Genomic DNA, 16947 nt, shown 5'->3' with positions numbered 1-16947 from the left:
TGCGGAGTCCTCGGTCAGTTGGGGTGTGTCGGGGCGCGGGTCAGGTCGGACGCGGGGAGCGAGGGGAGGTGGCGGATGACCGCCGTCTCCCGGCGCAGCAGCGTCAGCTCCTCACGCAGGCGGGTCGCGGTGTCCGGGGCCTGGAGGAGGCCCTGTTTGGTGGGGATGTCCAGGACGGTTGCCGCGGCGACCAGGTAGGAGACGACGGAGGGGTCGTCGGGGAGCTCGGCGCCGGTGGCGAGGGAGCGTTCGGTCGCCCCGGCCAGGCGCTTCTGGTACGAGCGGAACGCCCGCAGGACGCCCTCGGCGAGGGCTCCGGCCTCGTCGGCCTCGTCCTCGCCGGGCGGCTCCTCGGTGACCTCCTCGACCTCGGCGCTCAGATACGGGCCGCTCGCGTCGATCGAGAGCAGCCTGACCCGGGTGGTGCCGGTGGCCAGGACCTCGTAGCTGCCGTCGGGGCGCTCACGGATGGTCGCCGCGTCGGCGATGCAGCCCACCCGGTGGAAGGTCTGGATGGGGTCGGGGCCGAAGCCCTCGGCGGGGGCGCGCTCGGCGGGGGGCGCGGAGGCGACGGGGTCCGGCATCCCGGTGCCGGTCACCGCGGTCTCGCGGCCGTCGCGGATGGCGACCACGACGAAACGGCGAGGTTCGTCCTCGTCGCTCTTCAGCAGCTCCCGCATCATGGCGCGGTAGCGCTCCTCGAAGACGTTGAGCGGCAGCACGAGGCCGGGGAACAGCACCGTGTTGAGCGGGAAAAGGGGGAGGCGGGCGGTGGTCACAACGCTCAAGCGTAATGGCCGCGCGGACGTCCGCGGTCGGCCCGGTTGCGCAAGGGGGTCACGGAGGCCACCTGGAGCCGTGCGCCGTCCCGTGCGTCGAGGAATCGGCCCAGCGCGTCGTCGGAGACCGAGGACCACGGGAACGAGGTCGCGTGCTGCCCGATCAGCGTGAACTGCTCCAGCGCCTCGGCCCAGCGCCCACGGGCGAGGAGCACGTACACGAGGAGGTTCCGGACCTCGGCGGGCCACGGGTCGCCGGGCCGGTAGGCGGCCGACAGCCGGATCGCTGCGTCGGCCGCCGCGTCGATCCGCTCCTCCAGTACGGAGGTGGCGCGGCCCACCGCCTGCGGGTCCAGGAGCAGCGCGAAGGCCGCCCGGACCGGCAGGGCCTGCACCAGCGAGTGGGGTGCGGCGTCCTCGGCCGCCCGCTCGGCGAAGTCGAAGCACTCGCGGTGCGAGCCGTACCAGGCGGCCGAGAGGTAGCGCAGCGCCGCCACATGGCAGCCGTAGTGGTGCGCGGAGCGCCGTATGGCCTGTTCCCACAGCGACTCGAAAGCGGTGTGCGTGGCGTGGGTGCCCCGCGCGTGGTCCAGGGCGAGCCGCCAGGGCACCGGGTCGCGCGGGTCGGCCTCGGCGGCGGCGGTGATCAGCGGGCCGACCTCGTGGAGCCGTTCCGCGCGGGCGGGCGACTCCCAGGCCCGGCGGACCGCCAGCTCCGCCTTGACCAGCAGGGCGTCGGGGTCGCGCGGGGCGGCGGCCAGCCAGTCGGCGAGCCAGCCGTCCCGGTGCCGGGCGAAGGTGACGAGCCGGCCGAGGTAGCGGTCCCGGTTCTCCCAGTCGGCGGCTTCGCGGGTGGTGGACAGGAGTCCGGCGGCCGGTTCGGGGTCGCCGAGGGCAGCGGCCACCAGCGCCGGGGAGAGCCGCTCGTCGGGGGCGTCGAGCAGCACGGCGTCATCCGCGGGCAGTCCGGCGGACAGCGGAGGGCTGTGCCGGATCATGCGCGCGGTACTGAGCAGAGCGCGAAGGAAGGCCATGGTGCAGACCATTGAAAAGCGCTGGTGAGGGCCGCGCCAGGGGTGCGCTGTGAAGCTTCTGTGCCGAGTGGATGGGTTGTATCGGGTCGGGTCAAGAAAGGGCAAAGGAAATGTCCGGGGATGGCTTGAACATGACCATCGGGGCACCTCGTCACCGGCGCCGCAGCGGCCCCGTCCATCCCTCGGATCCGCCGGTCCCGGCCTCCTCCACCCACTTCGAGCTGCCCTTTCGGTCAGCCCCTGCGCAGCAGCCGAGAGGCGCCGGCGGCCACCGTCGTGGCCAATATCCACCCCACGAGCACCAGGGCGGCCGCGGCCCACTGCCAGCCGCCCTCCATCCGCCAGTAACCGTCCTGGCCGAGGTTGATCACCGGGATGAGGAGGTCCAGCGCGTAGAGCGCCGGATTCCACATCGGCGACTCGTCGTCCTTGATCGACGCCGGGTCGTACTGCGAGAAGGCCGCCGTGCCCGCCGCCCACAGCACCGCCATCCACACCGCCGCCCGCCCGGGCCGGTACCCGTACGCCACCGTCCAGTCCTGGAGGAACCCCCAGGCCTTCGCGGCGGGCGGCAGCGTCTCGCGGCGGCGCCGCTGCTTGGCCAGCAGCACCTCCCGCGCGTCGGAGTCCTCCCCGCTGCCGCGCAGCACCGCCGCGAGCCGCTCGTACGGCTCGGGGACGTACTCCGGGGTCGCCGCCAGCACCCACTCCAGCCGCCGTGAGAGCGGGAAATGGCCGTAGGGAACGAGGTTCTCGTAGACGAAACCGCCCATCGCCAGGCCGCCGGGCCCCGGCCAGCTGGTGGAGAGGTCGATCAGTGTCACCACCTTCGCCCCGTTCAGCACGACCCGGCCCTCCTCCGGCCGCTCCGCGTTGAACCGCAGCTCCGGCGTGACGATCCTGCGCAGCGACAGCTCCTCCTGCCGGGTCATCGAGAACCGGGCCTTGTGCAGGTCCACCGCGTCCCCGAACCGCCCGTCGTCCAGCCGCACCCCGCCCTTGCACTCGAAGATCTGCGACCGGGTCCCGCGCGCCGGGGTCGGGGCGTAGACCACGCCGTACGGGGGAGTCGTGCCCTGGTTCCCGGTGTCGACGCTCACCCACGCCTCGGTCATGTAGAGCGTCCGCTCCACCGTCAGCTGCGGCGCGTTCAGCGCGCGCCGGTCCTCCGCCGCCCGCAGGTGGCTGCCGCGCAGACTCAGCGAGCCGCCCACCTTCGCCCCGCGCAGGCTCAGCTCCCCGTGCGTCTCGATCATCTCGGCCTGAAGGTCCTGGGCGACCGACATCCCGTCCCCGACGAAGGCCCGCCCGTGCCGGTCAGGTCCCACGCTGAGCTGGTTGATCAGCAGGTCCGTGCCGATCTGGGCGTCGGTGAGCCGGATGCCCCGGTCGATCCGGCAGCGCGGCAGATGCAGATCGCCCTCCGTGTGCAGCCGGGCCGCCTCCAGCCGGGGCAGCAGACAGCCCACCATCCGCAACGTCGTGAAGTGGCACTCCGGCAGCACCACCTCCTGCTCGAAGCGGCACCCCGTCAGCTCCACGTACGGCGCGACCCGGCCGCCCGCCAGATCCAGCTTCCCGGTGATCCGCACCCCCCGGAGCTTGAGCGCCGGCACCCGCCCCGGCCGCGCGGGCGGCCCGCTCAGCAGCAGCCGCGCCACCGTCCGCGCGCCCACACTCCGCTCGGGCCCCCAGGAGTGCGGGCCGAACGGATCGTTGCGGGCGGAGTCGTACGTACGTAAGTCATAGGTCGTCCCGTTCCGGAAGGACTGCCACATGCCCAGCTCCGCCGCGCTGAGTCCGTCCGGGATATCGCCTTCGTGCGGCTCGGTCACGGCCGCTCCCTCCGTGCGCACATGCTGTAGTGCTGTTCTTCCCTCTGTGTGACGGTGTGAAAGCTATCGGTCAGCAGTGACAACGGGTGCGGCCCGAGTTGGCCGAGACATGTATCAGCCAGTGATACGGGCGACCGGCGCTCCTGAGCGGTCTGCGAGAATTGCGGAGTGATCTCTCGAATCGATCTGCGCGGCGACACCCTCCCCGAGGGTGCTGCCCTGCGCGACCTGCTGCCCCGTGCCGAGTTCGACGTGGAAGCCGCCCTGGAGACGGTGCGGCCCATCTGCGAGGACGTGCGCCATCGTGGCTCGGCGGCAGTGATCGAGTGGGGGGAGAAGTTCGACGGTGTCCGGATCTCATCGGTCCGGGTGCCGGCCGAGGCGCTGACCCGGGCGCTGGACGAGCTGGACCCCGCCGTCCGCGCCGCGCTGGAGGAGTCGATCCGCCGCGCCCGCCTGGTCCACCGCGAGCAGCGCCGCACCACGCACACCACCCAGGTCGTCCCCGGCGGCACCGTCACCGAGAAGTGGGTCCCGGTCGAACGCGTGGGGCTCTACGTCCCCGGCGGACGCTCGGTCTACCCCTCCTCCGTCGTGATGAACGTCGTCCCGGCCCAGGAGGCGGGCGTCGAGGGCATCGCCGTCGCCTCCCCGCCGCAGAAGGACTTCGACGGCCTCCCGCACCCCACGATCCTCGCCGCCTGCGCCCTGCTCGGGGTGGACGAGGTGTACGCGGCGGGCGGCGCCCAGGCCGTCGCGATGTTCGCGTACGGCACCGAGGACTGCCTCCCGGTCAACCTGGTCACCGGCCCGGGCAACATCTACGTCGCCGCCGCCAAGCGCCTCCTCAAGGGCCGCATCGGCATCGACGCCGAGGCCGGGCCCACCGAGATCGCGATCCTCGCCGACGCCACCGCCGACCCGGTGCACGTCGCCGCCGACCTGATCAGCCAGGCCGAGCACGACCCGATGGCCGCCGCCGTCCTGGTCACCGACTCCGCGGAGCTGGCCGCCGCCACCGAGGCGGAGCTGGCCCCCCAGGTCGCCGCGACCAAGCACGTCAAGGACCGGATCGAACCCGCGCTGGCCGGGCGCCAGTCCGCGATCGTCCTGGTCTCCTCGGTGGAGGACGGCCTCAGGGTCGTCGACGCGTACGGCGCCGAGCACCTGGAGATCCAGACCGCCGACGCGGCCGCCGTCGCCGACCGGGTCCGCAACGCCGGAGCGATCTTCGTCGGCCCCTGGGCCCCCGTCTCGCTCGGCGACTACTGCGCCGGCTCCAACCACGTCCTGCCCACCGGCGGCTGCGCCTGCCACTCCTCGGGCCTCTCCGTGCAGTCCTTCCTGCGCGGCATCCACATCGTGGACTACACCCGTGACGCGCTCGCCGAGGTCACCCACCATGTCGTGACCCTCGCCGAGGCGGAGGACCTCCCCGCCCACGGCGCCGCCCTCAAGGCACGGTTCGGCTGGAAGGTTCCGCAGCAGTGACGTACGACAGCACCACCCCGGCAACCCCTGGGACGAGCTCCCCATCCGCGACGAGCTGCGCGGCCAGTCCCCGTACGGCGCCCCCCAACTCGACGTCCCGGTACGCCTCAACACCAACGAGAACCCGTACCCGCTCCCCGAGGCCCTGGTCGACCGGATCGCGGAGCGGGTCCGCGAGGCCGCCCGCGACCTCAACCGCTACCCCGACCGGGACGCGGTCGAGCTGCGCACCGAGCTGGCCCGCTACCTCACCCGGACCGCCGGGCACCCGGTGACGGCGGCCGACGTCTGGGCGGCCAACGGCTCCAACGAGGTCCTCCAGCAACTGCTCCAGACCTTCGGCGGTCCCGGGCGTACGGCGATCGGCTTCGAACCCTCGTACTCGATGCACGCCCTGATCTCCCGTGGCACCGGCACCGGCTGGATCTCCGGGCCGCGCAACGACGACTTCACCATCGACGTCGAGGCCGCCCGCGCCGCCATCGCCGAGCACCGCCCCGAGGTCGTCTTCATCACCTCGCCCAACAACCCCACCGGCACCGCCGTGGACGCCGACACCGTCCTCGCCCTCTACGACGCCGCCCAGGCCGCCGGGCCCTCGATCGTCGTCGTCGACGAGGCGTACGGCGAGTTCAGCCACCACCCCTCGCTGCTCCCGCTGATCGAGGGCCGCCGCCACCTGATCGTCTCGCGGACCATGTCCAAGGCGTTCGGCGCGGCCGGGCTGCGCCTGGGCTACCTCGCCGCCGACCCCGCCGTGGTCGACGCGGTCCAGCTGGTGCGGCTGCCGTACCACCTCTCCTCCGTCACCCAGGCCACCGCGCTCGCCGCCCTGGAGCACACCGATACGCTGCTGGGGTACGTCGCGCAGCTCAAGAGCGAGCGCGACCGGCTGGTGGCCGAGCTGCGCGCCACCGGCTACGAGGTCACCGAGTCGGACGCCAACTTCGTCCAGTTCGGCCGCTTCGACGACAGCCACGCCGTCTGGCAGCAGATCCTCGACCGGGGCGTCCTGGTCCGGGACAACGGCGTACCGGGATGGCTGCGGGTCACCGCGGGAACCCCGGCAGAGAACGACGCGTTCCTCGATGCGGTACGCGAACTCAAGAAGGAGCACGACGCATGAGCCCCCGCGTAGGCCGCGTGGAACGCACCACGAAGGAAACGTCCGTGCTGGTCGAGATCAACCTCGACGGCACCGGAAAGGTCGATGTCGCCACCGGGGTCGGCTTCTACGACCACATGCTGGACCAGCTCGGCCGGCACGGCCTCTTCGACCTCACGGTCAAGACCGAGGGCGACCTGCACATCGACAGCCACCACACCATCGAGGACACCGCGCTCGCGCTCGGCGCCGCCTTCAGGCAGGCCCTCGGCGACAAGGTCGGCATCTACCGCTTCGGCAACTGCACCGTCCCGCTGGACGAGTCGCTCGCCCAGGTCACCGTCGACCTCTCCGGCCGCCCCTACCTCGTGCACACCGAGCCCGAGAAGATGGCGCCGATGATCGGCGAGTACGACACGACGATGACCCGGCACATCCTGGAGTCCTTCGTCGCCCAGGCGCAGATCGCCCTCCACGTCCACGTGCCGTACGGGCGCAACGCCCACCACATCGTGGAGTGCCAGTTCAAGGCGCTCGCCCGCGCCCTGCGGTACGCCTCCGAGCACGACCCGCGCGCCGCCGGCATCCTGCCCTCCACGAAGGGCGCACTGTGACCGGCCTCAACACCATTTTGATCGTCGTCGGCCTCTTCCTGGCCGGCGGCGTCTACTCCTTCGCCAAGCAGGGGATGCCCAAGGGCGTCATCGTGCTGCTGTCGATCGGCTCCGTGATGTGCCTGGTGGCGGGCATCCTGCGGATCCAGGGCCTGTGGGACTGAGGGGCACGCTGTGACTGACTCCAAGAAGGTCGTCGTCTTCGACTACGGCTTCGGCAACGTCCGCTCCGCAGAGCGGGCCCTCGCCCACGTCGGCGCGGATGTCGAGATCACCCGCGACTACGACCGCGCGATGAACGCCGACGGGCTGCTCGTCCCCGGCGTCGGTGCCTTCTCCGCCTGCATGGACGGGCTGAAGCGGGCCCGCGGTGACTGGATCGTCGGCCGCAGGCTCGCCGGCGGCCGCCCTGTGATGGGCATCTGTGTCGGGATGCAGATCCTGTTCGAGCGCGGCATCGAGCACGGCGTGGAGACCGAGGGCCTGGACGAATGGCCCGGTACGGTCGGACCCCTGAAGGCCGACGTCGTCCCGCACATGGGGTGGAACACCGTGGAGGCCCCCGAGGACTCCCGGCTCTTCGCGGGCCTGGACCCCGAGGCCCGCTTCTACTTCGTGCACTCCTACGCGGCGCACGACTGGTCCCTCGAAGTCACCAACGCCAAGATCCGTGCCCCCAAGGTCACCTGGGCCACGCACGGCGAACGGTTCGTGGCCGCCGTGGAGAACGGCGCGCTGTGGGCCACCCAGTTCCACCCCGAGAAGTCCGGCGATGCCGGCGCCCAGCTGCTGACCAACTGGATCGAGACGCTGTAATGCCGAAGCTTGAACTGCTCCCCGCCGTCGATGTCCGCGACGGCCAGGCCGTCCGCCTCGTGCACGGCGAGTCCGGCTCCGAGACCTCCTACGGCTCCCCGCTGGAGGCCGCCCTCGCCTGGCAGAGCGCCGGTGCCGAGTGGCTGCACCTCGTCGACCTGGACGCCGCCTTCGGCACCGGTGACAACCGGGACCTGATCGCCGAGGTCGCCGGGGCCATGGACATCAAGGTGGAGCTCTCCGGCGGCATCCGCGACGACGCCTCGCTCGCCGCCGCGCTCGCCACCGGCTGCCGCCGCGTCAACCTCGGCACCGCCGCCCTGGAGACCCCGGAGTGGGTCGCCAAGGTCATCGCCGAGCACGGCGACAAGATCGCCGTCGGCCTCGACGTCCGGGGCACCACCCTGCGCGGCCGGGGCTGGACCCGCGACGGCGGCGACCTCTACGAGACCCTCGCCCGCCTCGACTCCGAAGGGTGCGCGCGGTACGTCGTCACCGACATCGCCAAGGACGGCACCCTCCAGGGCCCCAACCTGGGCCTCCTGCGCGACGTCTGCGCCGTCACCGACCGCCCGGTCGTCGCCTCCGGCGGCGTCTCCTCCCTCGCCGACCTCCGCGCGATCTCCCTCCTCGTCCCCGAAGGCGTCGAGGGCGCGATCGTCGGCAAGGCGCTGTACGCGAAGGAGTTCACGCTGGAAGAGGCGCTCAAGGCGGTAGCCGCATGACGGAGCCCACCGCTTCGGCCTCCGTGCGCCGGATCTCCACCGGCGCCCCCTGGGAGGAGAAGTTCGGCTACTCGCGCGCGGTCGAACTCCCCAACGGCCTCGTCCTGGTGGCCGGCTGCACCTCGGTGATCAACGGCGAGATCGCCGCCGGCTCCCCGTACGAGCAGGCCATCACCTCCTTCGACGTCGCGTTCGCGGCGCTGGAGCAGGTGGGGCTCACCCGTGAGGACGTCGTCCGCACCCGGATGTACCTCACGCACGCCCGGGACGTGGACGACGTCGGCCGCGCCCACAAGGAGCTGTTCGACGCCGTACGCCCCGCCGCCTCCATGATCATCGTGTCCGGGTTCGTCGACCCGAGCCTGGTCGTCGAGGTAGAGGTCGAGGCCTATCGGGGAGGCGCCGGGTGACTCTCGCCGTACGGGTCATCCCCTGCCTCGACGTCGACAACGGCCGGGTCGTCAAGGGCGTCAACTTCCAGAACCTGCGGGATGCGGGCGACCCCGTCGAGATGGCCAAGCTGTACGACGCCGAGGGCGCCGACGAGCTGACCTTCCTCGACATCACCGCCTCCAGCGGTGACCGTGAGACCACGTACGACGTGGTCCGCCGCACCGCCGAGCAGGTCTTCATCCCGCTCACCGTCGGCGGCGGCGTCCGCACCCCCGACGACGTGGACAAGCTGCTGCGCGCCGGAGCGGACAAGGTCGGCGTCAACACCGCCGCGATCGCCCGCCCCGACCTCATCCGCGAGATCGCCGAACGCTTCGGCCGCCAGGTCCTGGTGCTCTCGGTGGACGCCCGCCGTACCCCGTCCGGCACCTTCGAGGTCACCACCCACGGCGGCCGCAAGGGCACCGGCATCGACGCCGTCGAGTGGGCCCACCGCGCCGCCGGGCTGGGCGCGGGCGAGATCCTGCTCAACTCGATGGACGCGGACGGCACGAAGGACGGGTACGACACGGAGATGATCGAGGCGGTACGGAAGCACGTCACCGTCCCCGTCATCGCCTCCGGCGGCGCGGGCCGCCTCGCCGACTTCGCCCCGGCCATCGAGGCGGGCGCGGACGCGGTGCTCGCCGCGTCGGTGTTCCACTTCGGCGACCTGCGGATCTCCGAGGTCAAGGACGCGCTGCGGGAGGCGGGCCACCCGGTCCGCTGAGTTCATACGGAGTGCAGGCGGTATCACCGGTCCGCCAAGACCGGTGATACCGCCGATGCGTATCCACGGGAAGCACCGTGAGAGTGGCGATCGCCGACGAACGACGACGGCAGCCACGCGGTGCACCCCGACAGCCCCGGACGACGGGCTCGTGGGTCTCGCGTGGTGTGGTTCCCCCCCGCCACCACCGAGAGGATCCCCCCGTGCAGCAGCACCGCCTCCTCCCCGCCCGCCAGCACTCCCCACGCCCGAGCCGCCCCCGTAGGCTGACGGGCCTGCTGGCCTCCGCCGCGGCCACCGCCGGCCTCCTGCTGACGGCCCTGGCGCCCGGCTCCCAGGCCGCCGTCGCCGCCAACCCCTACGAGCGCGGCCCGGCCCCCACCAACGCCTCCATCGAGGCGAGCCGCGGCTCGTACGCCACCTCGCAGACCTCGGTCTCCTCGCTCGCCGCGAGCGGTTTCGGCGGCGGCACGATCTACTACCCGACCTCCACCGCCGACGGCACCTTCGGCGCGGTCGTCATCTCGCCCGGCTTCACCGCCTACCAGTCCTCCATCGCCTGGCTCGGCCCGCGCCTGGCCTCACAGGGCTTCGTGGTCTTCACCATCGACACCAACACCACCCTCGACCAGCCCGACAGCCGAGGCCGCCAGCTCCTGTCCGCGCTGGACTATCTGACCCAGCGCAGCTCGGTACGGACCCGGGTCGACGCCACCCGGCTCGGCGTGATGGGCCACTCGATGGGCGGCGGAGGCTCGCTGGAAGCCGCCAAGAGCCGTACGTCGTTGAAGGCGGCGATCCCGCTGACCGGCTGGAACACGGACAAGACCTGGCCCGAACTCCGTACGCCCACCCTGGTGGTGGGGGCGGACGGCGACACGGTCGCGCCGGTCGCCACGCACTCGAAGCCGTTCTACGAGTCGCTGCCCGGCTCGCTGGACAAGGCGTATCTGGAGCTGCGCGGTGCCTCGCACTTCACGCCGAACTCGTCCGACACCACGATCGCGAAGTACAGCCTTTCGTGGCTGAAGCGCTTCATCGACAACGACACCCGCTACGAGCAGTTCCTCTGCCCGATCCCGCGGCCGAGCCTGACCATCGCGGAGTACCGGGGCACCTGCCCGCACACCTCGTAGAACCGGCGTAGCCGGTACGCGACCGGCGCGGAAACCGTCGCGCGTCCGGCGCGGAACCGGTCACCCGGCGGCTCCGGCACTGTGCCCGCGCACAGCGCCGGAGCCGTCCTGCTGGGAGCCCGCACCGGCCAGGACGGGCCGCCGGACGCGCACCTTCCGCCCCGGCCCGCACGGTCCTACCGTGCCGGACGTGACCTCATCGACGACCGTGCACAGTCCGCTCCGGCTGTACGGCCGCAGCGGTGAACTCGCTACCCTGGAAGGGCTGCTGGCCCGGCTGGGCCAGGGCGACGGCGGCGCCCTCGTCCTGTCGGCACCGCCCGGACTCGGCCGCACGGCGCTGTTGCGCGAGGCGGCCGCCGCACACCGGCCCCGGGGCCCGGTGCTGTACGCCACCGCCGCCCCCGCCGAACGCGCCCTGCCCCACAGCGGGGTGCACGCCCTGCTCGGCTCGGCCCCCCTCACCCGGCCCACCCCGCAGTCGCTGCTCGCCCGTCTGCGGGAACTGGGCGCCGCCCGCCCGCTGCTGGTCTGCGCCGACGACGCCCACGCCTGGGACCCGGCCTCCCGCACCGCCCTCGGCTCCGCGGCCCGCGGACTCGGCACGGGCAGCCGGGTCGCCATCCTGATCACGGCAGACGACGGCCCCGCCTTCGCCGGCCTTCCCACACTCCGCCTCGGCCCACTGGACGAGGAGGCGTCATCGGCGTTGCTGGAGCGGCTGATCGGGGTTGCGGAGGGAGCGGTCGGCGGTGGGGAGGGGCTTGGGCGTGGTGCGGGGTTCATCGGTGGTGCGGAGGGCTTCGCCGGTGGTGCGGAAGGCCTTGGGCGTGGCGTGGGGCTCAGCGGTGGTGCGGAGGACTTCACCGGTGAGGTGAGGGGTTGCGGCGTCGCGGGGCGGCTTGCCCGTGGCGCGGGCGAGGGCTTTTCCGGTGGTGTGTGGCCTTCCGGCATTGCGGAGGCCCCCGGCCGCCGTCCGCGAACGCTTTCCAGCGTCACGGGGGGACTCGACCCGGTCGTCCGCGCCGAGCTTCTCCGGGAGGCGGCCGGCAACCCCCGCCTCCTCACCGGGCTCACCGCCCGCCTCACCCCGGACCAGCTCGCCGGGCGGACCCCGCTGCCCTGTCCGCTGCCCGGCGCAGAGGGCGTGCTGGCCGCGCACGCGGACCGCCTCGACGGGCTTCCGGCGTACACCCGGGCGCTGCTCCTGCTGGCGGCCGCCGCCCAGGAGCACGAGCCCGCCGGCGCGGGGGCGGACGCGTTGCTCCTGCTGCGCGCCGGCACCCGGACCGGGCTGCCCCGGGACTTCCTGGACGGCCTCCTGTCCGGTTCGGCCGCCACCGAGGGGTTGCTCCAACGGGCGGGAAGCCGGGTCCACTTCAGCCACCCGCTGTTCGCCCGCGCGGTCCTGCACCACGCCCCGCCCGCCCGCCGCCGCGCCACCCACGAGCTGCTGGCCACGCTGCTGGCGGAGACCGGCGACCGCGCCACCGCCCCTGCCGCGTCGACGCCTGCCGGCGGCCACCCAGCCTCGCCGGGCGCGCCGGTGCGCTCCGGCCGGGGGCCCGAAGAGGCGGGGCACTCCGGTTGCGTACCCGGCCAGGTCCTCTTCGTCGGCCACCCCGCCCCCCTCGCCTCCCTCGTCCAGCTGGCCTGCGCCGCCCCCGGCCCGGACAGGGGGCTCGCCGCCCGGCTGGAGGCCGCCGCGACCGTCCCGTACCCGCATGCCGAACGCTCCTCGGCCCTGGCCCGCGCCGCCGCGCTCACCACCGACCAGCCCCTGCGCTCGGCCCGGTTCGCGGCGGCGGCCGAACAGGCGGCCCTCGCCGGGGACCCGGACCGGGCCCGCGCCCTGCTGGCCCGTACCGGGGCGGCGGTGGAGCAGGCCGCCACACCCCGCCACGGGCTCGCCCCCTACGTCCACGGCCTGCTCGCCCTGCGCACCGGGCCCGCCGCCGACGCCCACGCGGCCCTCCTCGCCGCAGCCGCGCTGCTCGGCCCGTACGACCCCCGGCGGGCCCTCGACGCCCTCCTCGGTGCGGCCGAGGCGGCCTGGGTGATGGGGGACGCGGCCGGCTACCTGGAGGCCATGGGCCGCATCGACCCCACCCCGTACGACCGTGAGTTCGCCGCCTACCGGGCCGGGATGTGCGCGGTGCTCGCCGGACGCACGGAGACGGGGCACGCGCTGCTCCGACAGTGCCTGCACCCGGCGGACCGGGCGGACGCGGTGAGCCGCGCCGCCCTCACCGACCCCGCCGCCCTCCTCCGCTCCGGGGTCGCCGCCCTCGTCGTCGGGGAGGTCGCCACCGCCTGCCGGACCGGGGCGCGGGCACTCGCCGCCGTACGGACCGGTGGGCCCGACGCACTGTTGCCGCAGGCCCTGGAGCACCTCGCCTACGCCGAGCTGCGGGCCGGGCTCCACGCCGGGGCCCGCGCCCACGCCCTGGAGGGGCTGCACGCCGCCCGCCGTACCGGGCAGCCCAACAGCTCCGTCCACCTGCACGCCGTCCTGGCCCTCGCCGCCTCCGTGGAGGGGCCCGCCGAGGCCTGCGCCGCCCACTGCGACGCCGCGCTCGCCGGGGCGGGGCCGCACGGGCTCGCCCAGCCCGCGACCCTCGCCACCTGGGCCAGGGCCCGGGCCGACCTGGCCGCCGGACGCTCCGAGGAGGCGGCCGCCCGGCTCGGCCCGCTGGTGCGCCCCGGGCCCCGGCAGGGCCACTTCGCCGCCCGGATGCTCGCCGTGCCCTGCTACATCGAGGCCGCCGTCCTCGCGGGCCGGACAGCCGAGGAGGCCGGCGAGCTCCACACCGCCGTCGCCGAGTTCGCCGGGTGGACCGCCCGGACCGCCGACCCGCAGGCCCCCGCCCAACTCGCCCGCTGCCAAGCCCTGCTGGCCACCGCCGACGAGGCCGACGCCCGGTACGCGCAGGCCCTGGCCCACCACGAACGGGCGGGCGGAGACTTCGAACGGGCCCGTACCCAGCTCCTGTACGGGCAGTGGCTCCGCCGCCGCCGGCGTACCCGCGAGGCCCGCACCCCGCTGCGCGACGCCCTCGTCGCCTTCCAGCGCTGCTCGGCCCGCGCCTGGGCGGAGCGAGCGGCCGGCGAGTTACGGGCGGCGGGGGAGCAGGGCCCCTCGGTGCGGCCCGCGACGGGCGGCGCGCTCTCCACGCTCACTCCGCAGCAACAGCGCATCGCCCGCTGCGTCGCCGAAGGCGCCACCAACCGCGAGGTCGCGCTCCGCCTCTCGCTCAGCCCGCGTACGGTCGACCACCACCTCCGCAACGTCTTCGCCGCCCTCGGCATCCGCTCCCGCACCGAGCTGGCCCGGCTCCTGGGTCCCGAGGGCCTGTGAAGGCCGGTGGTTGCGAGACCGTGATGACAAAGTTCCGCGCAGACCCCTAGGTACCGACCGGGCGGTATGTCATTCTGCGGGCGTCAGGATCATTCGGCTGCGCTCGTGCCCTGCCGGGCCGGGTGCTCCGAGCCGGCCGATCGCGCAGCCGGCCGATTCCCGGTGGAGGCCGCCATGCCACAGGTCGTACGTTCCCGGATCGCGGTGCTGCGGGGCACCCACCCCGTGTCGCCGTTGCCCCAGCGCCTGCGTTCCCTGGCCGACCGCGAAGCCGTCGAGGTGCTGCACCGGGCCGCGCGGGTCCTCGTCGCCTCGCTCCCGGTCCTCACCGACCGGCTCGTCGACGCCCTGTACGAACAGGAACCCGGCTACCGGGCGGCGATCGACGCCGACCGGGGCGAGGTCTGGCAGGAGGTCCACCACTCGCTGCGGCACAACGTCGGCTCGCTGATCCAGCCCCGGGAGTACCGCGAGGCCGCCCACCGCACCTCCCGCTGGATCGGCGAGATCCGCGCCGAACAGGGCGTGCCCCTCGACGCCGTCCTCCACGCCTTCCGGATGGGCGGCGCGATGGTCTGGCAGGACCTGGTGGACGAGACGGCCCGCCGCGACCCCGACGACGTACGGCTGCTCGTCCATGTCGCCGCCGACGTGTGGAACTTCGTCGACGAACACTGCGGCATCGTCGGCGACGCCTACCGGCAGGCCGAGCGGCGGCTGTCCTGGCGGCGCGAGAACCAGCAGCGGCTGATGATCGCGGCGCTGCTGGACGGGACCGCCCGGATCGCGGACCTCTGCGAGGCGGCGGCCATGCTGGGACTGCCGGAACAGGGGCGGTACGCCGTACTCGCGGTGGCCTCCGCCCCGGGGGGCCCGCAACAGCCGGGCTCCATCCGGCCTTCGCTGAACCTGCCGTCCGCGCTGGCCCCGGGCGCGGCTCCGGACGGGCGGACAGGGCCGGAGGGGCGGACAGAGCCGGACGGGCGGACCGGATCGGAGGGGCGGACGGCCCTGGACGGGCGGACCGCGTCGGACGGGCGCTCGGGCGCGGCGCCGGGCCCCGGACGGGACGGGCGCCCGCATGCTGCCCCGAGCCCGGCACGGGACTGGAATCCTCACGCGGCCCCGAGCCCGGTCCAGGACGGGCGCCCGCACGTGGTCCCGAGCCCGGCCCCGTACGCGGCCCCGACCCCGTCCCCGGACGGGCCCCCGCACACGCCCCCCGCCAACGCCCCCCTCTGGCACACCGGCCCCGACGCGGAGTTCGCCATCCTCCGGCTCACCGGCCAAGCAGACGACCCCGGCGAGCTCCGCGCCATCGCCGCCGCCCTGAGCGCCCCCGCCGGCACCCGGGCCGGGATCGGCTCCGCCGTGGACGGCCTGGCCGCGCTCGGGGACGCGCGGCGGCTGGCGGAGACCGCGCTCCGCGCCTGCCCGGCCTCCGGGGGCACCGTCCTGCTGGACGAGCACCTCCCGGACGCCCTCGTCGTCTCCTCCCCGGCCCTCGGCTCCGCCCTCGCCGACCGGGTGCTCGGCCCGCTGGACCGGCTGGACCCCTCGGACCGGGACGTCATCGTGGAGACTCTGACGGCCTGGCTGGACGCGGACGGCTCGGCGCAGCGGGCGGGCGCGCGGCTCTACTGCCACCGGAACACCGTCCTCAACCGGCTGCGCCGCTTCGAACAGCTCACCGGCCGCTGTCTGACCCGCCCCCGGGACGCCGTCGAGGTCTCCCTCGCCCTGGCGGCCCGGCGGCTGCTGGCAACGTAGGAGCCACCCGGAGGGCGGTCACATCCCCAGCGCGGCCCGGTGCAGCCGGTCCACCGCCTCCTTCTCGCCCTCCACCTGCACGTCCGCGGCATCCTGCCGGCCGGACGCGAACAGCAGCAGCTCCGAGGGCTCCCCGGTCACCGTCACCACCGGGGCGCCCTTGTGGGCCACCGCCGTCCGGCCGTCCGGACGGCGCAGCACAAGACCCACCGGGGACTTGCGCCCCATCACCCGGGCGGTCTTCTCGACGTTGGACCAGAGCGCGTCGGCGAAGACCGGGTCCAGCTCGCGCCGGGACCAGTCCGGCTGGGCCCGGCGCACGTCCTCCGCGTGGACGAAGAACTCCACCGTGTTCGCCGCCTCGTCGATCTGCTTGAGGGACATCGGGGAGAACCGGGGCGGCCCCGTACGGATCAGCTGGATCAGCTCCTCGTACGGCTTCGCCGCGAACTCGCCCTGCACCCGCTCAAGACGGTTCTTCAGGGCGGAGATCACCAGCCCGCCCGCCGCGTCGGCGCGGCGCTCACGGACCACCACATGGGCGGCCAGATCACGGGTCTTCCAGCCTTCGCACAGGGTCGGTGCCTCGGGACCGGCCGCTTCCAACAGATCGGCGAGCAGAAGACGTTCACGCTTCGCATGGGTCGACATGCCAGCCAGCGTACGACCGTCACCCGGGGTCCGCCCAGTGGACGTCCGCCCGGAAGGCCCCCGCCGCCACGGCACAATGGGCCCATGACCAGCACGCCCGGCCCCACGCCGCCCGCCAGCAGCCTCGACCCCGCCATCGCCGCCCGCCTCAGGCGCGGCGCCGACGGCCTGGTCCCGGCCATCGCCCAGCAGTACGACACCGGCGAGGTGCTGATGCTCGGCTGGATGGACGACGAGGCGCTGCACCGCACCCTCACCACGGGCCGCTGCACCTACTGGTCGCGCAGCCGCCAGGAGTACTGGGTCAAGGGCGACACCTCCGGCCACATCCAGCGGGTGAAGTCCGTCGCCCTGGACTGCGACGCCGACACCGTGCTGGTCAAGGTCGACCAGACGGGCGCCGCCTGCCACACGGGCGACCGCACCTGCTTCGACGCCGACGTCCTCACCCTCCTCGACAGCTAAGGTCCG

The 16947-nt window shown here is 73.8% G+C and carries 16 protein-coding genes; 12 read left to right on the top strand and 4 right to left on the bottom strand.

What is annotated here, in order from left to right; genetic code table 11:
* Positions 1–14: 14 nt before the first annotated feature.
* From D6270_RS07370 to D6270_RS07360, 3 genes are all read right to left on the bottom strand, one after another.
* The gene (locus D6270_RS07370) at positions 15–779 is read right to left on the bottom strand and encodes an LON peptidase substrate-binding domain-containing protein (RefSeq protein WP_109166167.1); all 765 of its coding nucleotides are present in this window, start codon (positions 777–779) and stop codon (positions 15–17) included.
* A gap of 5 nt (positions 780–784) precedes the next feature.
* A complete protein-coding gene (locus D6270_RS07365; RefSeq protein WP_109166168.1) occupies positions 785–1825 on the bottom strand; it encodes a hypothetical protein in 1041 nt (346 codons plus the stop codon).
* A gap of 221 nt (positions 1826–2046) precedes the next feature.
* On the bottom strand, positions 2047–3648 hold the full coding sequence (locus D6270_RS07360; protein WP_109166169.1) for an oxidoreductase: 1602 nt from the start codon (positions 3646–3648) through the stop codon (positions 2047–2049).
* Between the two features lie 168 nt (positions 3649–3816).
* On the opposite strand from D6270_RS07360, the gene hisD reads away from it, so the two are divergent.
* The 11 genes from hisD to D6270_RS07310 all read left to right on the top strand — a co-directional run bounded on the left by hisD (position 3817) and on the right by D6270_RS07310 (position 15825).
* On the top strand, positions 3817–5139 hold the full coding sequence (gene hisD / locus D6270_RS07355) for a histidinol dehydrogenase (RefSeq protein ID WP_109166170.1): 1323 nt from the start codon (positions 3817–3819) through the stop codon (positions 5137–5139).
* Between the two features lie 43 nt (positions 5140–5182).
* Positions 5183–6265, top strand: coding sequence for a histidinol-phosphate transaminase (locus D6270_RS07350; protein WP_151414661.1), 1083 nt, complete (start codon positions 5183–5185; stop codon positions 6263–6265).
* Positions 6262–6858 carry an imidazoleglycerol-phosphate dehydratase HisB gene (gene hisB, locus D6270_RS07345; protein WP_109166172.1) on the top strand — a complete coding sequence of 199 codons (597 nt, stop codon included), beginning with the start codon at positions 6262–6264 and terminating at the stop codon, positions 6856–6858. The genes D6270_RS07350 and hisB overlap by 4 nt, the downstream gene beginning before the upstream one ends.
* Complete coding sequence (locus D6270_RS32850; protein ID WP_003969742.1) at positions 6855–7022, top strand: CG2302 family histidine operon protein; 168 nt, start codon at positions 6855–6857, stop codon at positions 7020–7022. Before hisB ends, D6270_RS32850 begins: the two co-directional genes overlap by 4 nt.
* A gap of 10 nt (positions 7023–7032) precedes the next feature.
* Entirely contained in the window at positions 7033–7674 is a 642-nt protein-coding gene (hisH, locus tag D6270_RS07340; RefSeq protein WP_109166173.1) for an imidazole glycerol phosphate synthase subunit HisH, read from the top strand.
* Positions 7674–8399: a bifunctional 1-(5-phosphoribosyl)-5-((5-phosphoribosylamino)methylideneamino)imidazole-4-carboxamide isomerase/phosphoribosylanthranilate isomerase PriA gene (gene priA, locus D6270_RS07335; protein WP_109166174.1), complete on the top strand. Its 726-nt coding sequence runs from the start codon at positions 7674–7676 to the stop codon at positions 8397–8399. Before hisH ends, priA begins: the two co-directional genes overlap by 1 nt.
* On the top strand, positions 8396–8809 hold the full coding sequence (locus tag D6270_RS07330; RefSeq protein WP_109166175.1) for a RidA family protein: 414 nt from the start codon (positions 8396–8398) through the stop codon (positions 8807–8809). Before priA ends, D6270_RS07330 begins: the two co-directional genes overlap by 4 nt.
* Complete coding sequence (gene hisF / locus D6270_RS07325) at positions 8806–9561, top strand: imidazole glycerol phosphate synthase subunit HisF (RefSeq protein ID WP_109166176.1); 756 nt, start codon at positions 8806–8808, stop codon at positions 9559–9561. Before D6270_RS07330 ends, hisF begins: the two co-directional genes overlap by 4 nt.
* A 203-nt stretch (positions 9562–9764) precedes the next feature.
* Entirely contained in the window at positions 9765–10697 is a 933-nt protein-coding gene (locus D6270_RS07320) for a bis(hydroxyethyl) terephthalate hydrolase (protein WP_109166177.1), read from the top strand.
* Positions 10698–10887: 190 nt separating this feature from the next.
* Positions 10888–14055, top strand: a complete 3168-nt coding sequence (locus D6270_RS07315) for a helix-turn-helix transcriptional regulator (protein ID WP_204117148.1) — start codon at positions 10888–10890, stop codon at positions 14053–14055.
* A gap of 174 nt (positions 14056–14229) precedes the next feature.
* On the top strand, positions 14230–15825 hold the full coding sequence (locus D6270_RS07310; protein WP_109166178.1) for an RsbRD N-terminal domain-containing protein: 1596 nt from the start codon (positions 14230–14232) through the stop codon (positions 15823–15825).
* A gap of 18 nt (positions 15826–15843) precedes the next feature.
* Here the strand turns inward: D6270_RS07310 and D6270_RS07305 are convergent, their stop codons facing one another.
* On the bottom strand, positions 15844–16476 hold the full coding sequence (locus tag D6270_RS07305) for a TIGR03085 family metal-binding protein (protein ID WP_109166179.1): 633 nt from the start codon (positions 16474–16476) through the stop codon (positions 15844–15846).
* A gap of 84 nt (positions 16477–16560) precedes the next feature.
* Between D6270_RS07305 and hisI the strand changes: the two genes are divergently transcribed.
* Positions 16561–16941: a phosphoribosyl-AMP cyclohydrolase gene (gene hisI, locus D6270_RS07300; protein ID WP_109166180.1), complete on the top strand. Its 381-nt coding sequence runs from the start codon at positions 16561–16563 to the stop codon at positions 16939–16941.
* Positions 16942–16947 lie beyond the last annotated feature (6 nt).

Source organism: Streptomyces griseus subsp. griseus (genome assembly GCF_003610995.1).
Taxonomy (GTDB): domain Bacteria; phylum Actinomycetota; class Actinomycetes; order Streptomycetales; family Streptomycetaceae; genus Streptomyces.
The sequence above is the reverse complement of the archived record's forward strand: the minus strand, read 5'-3'. Positions and strand labels throughout refer to the sequence as shown.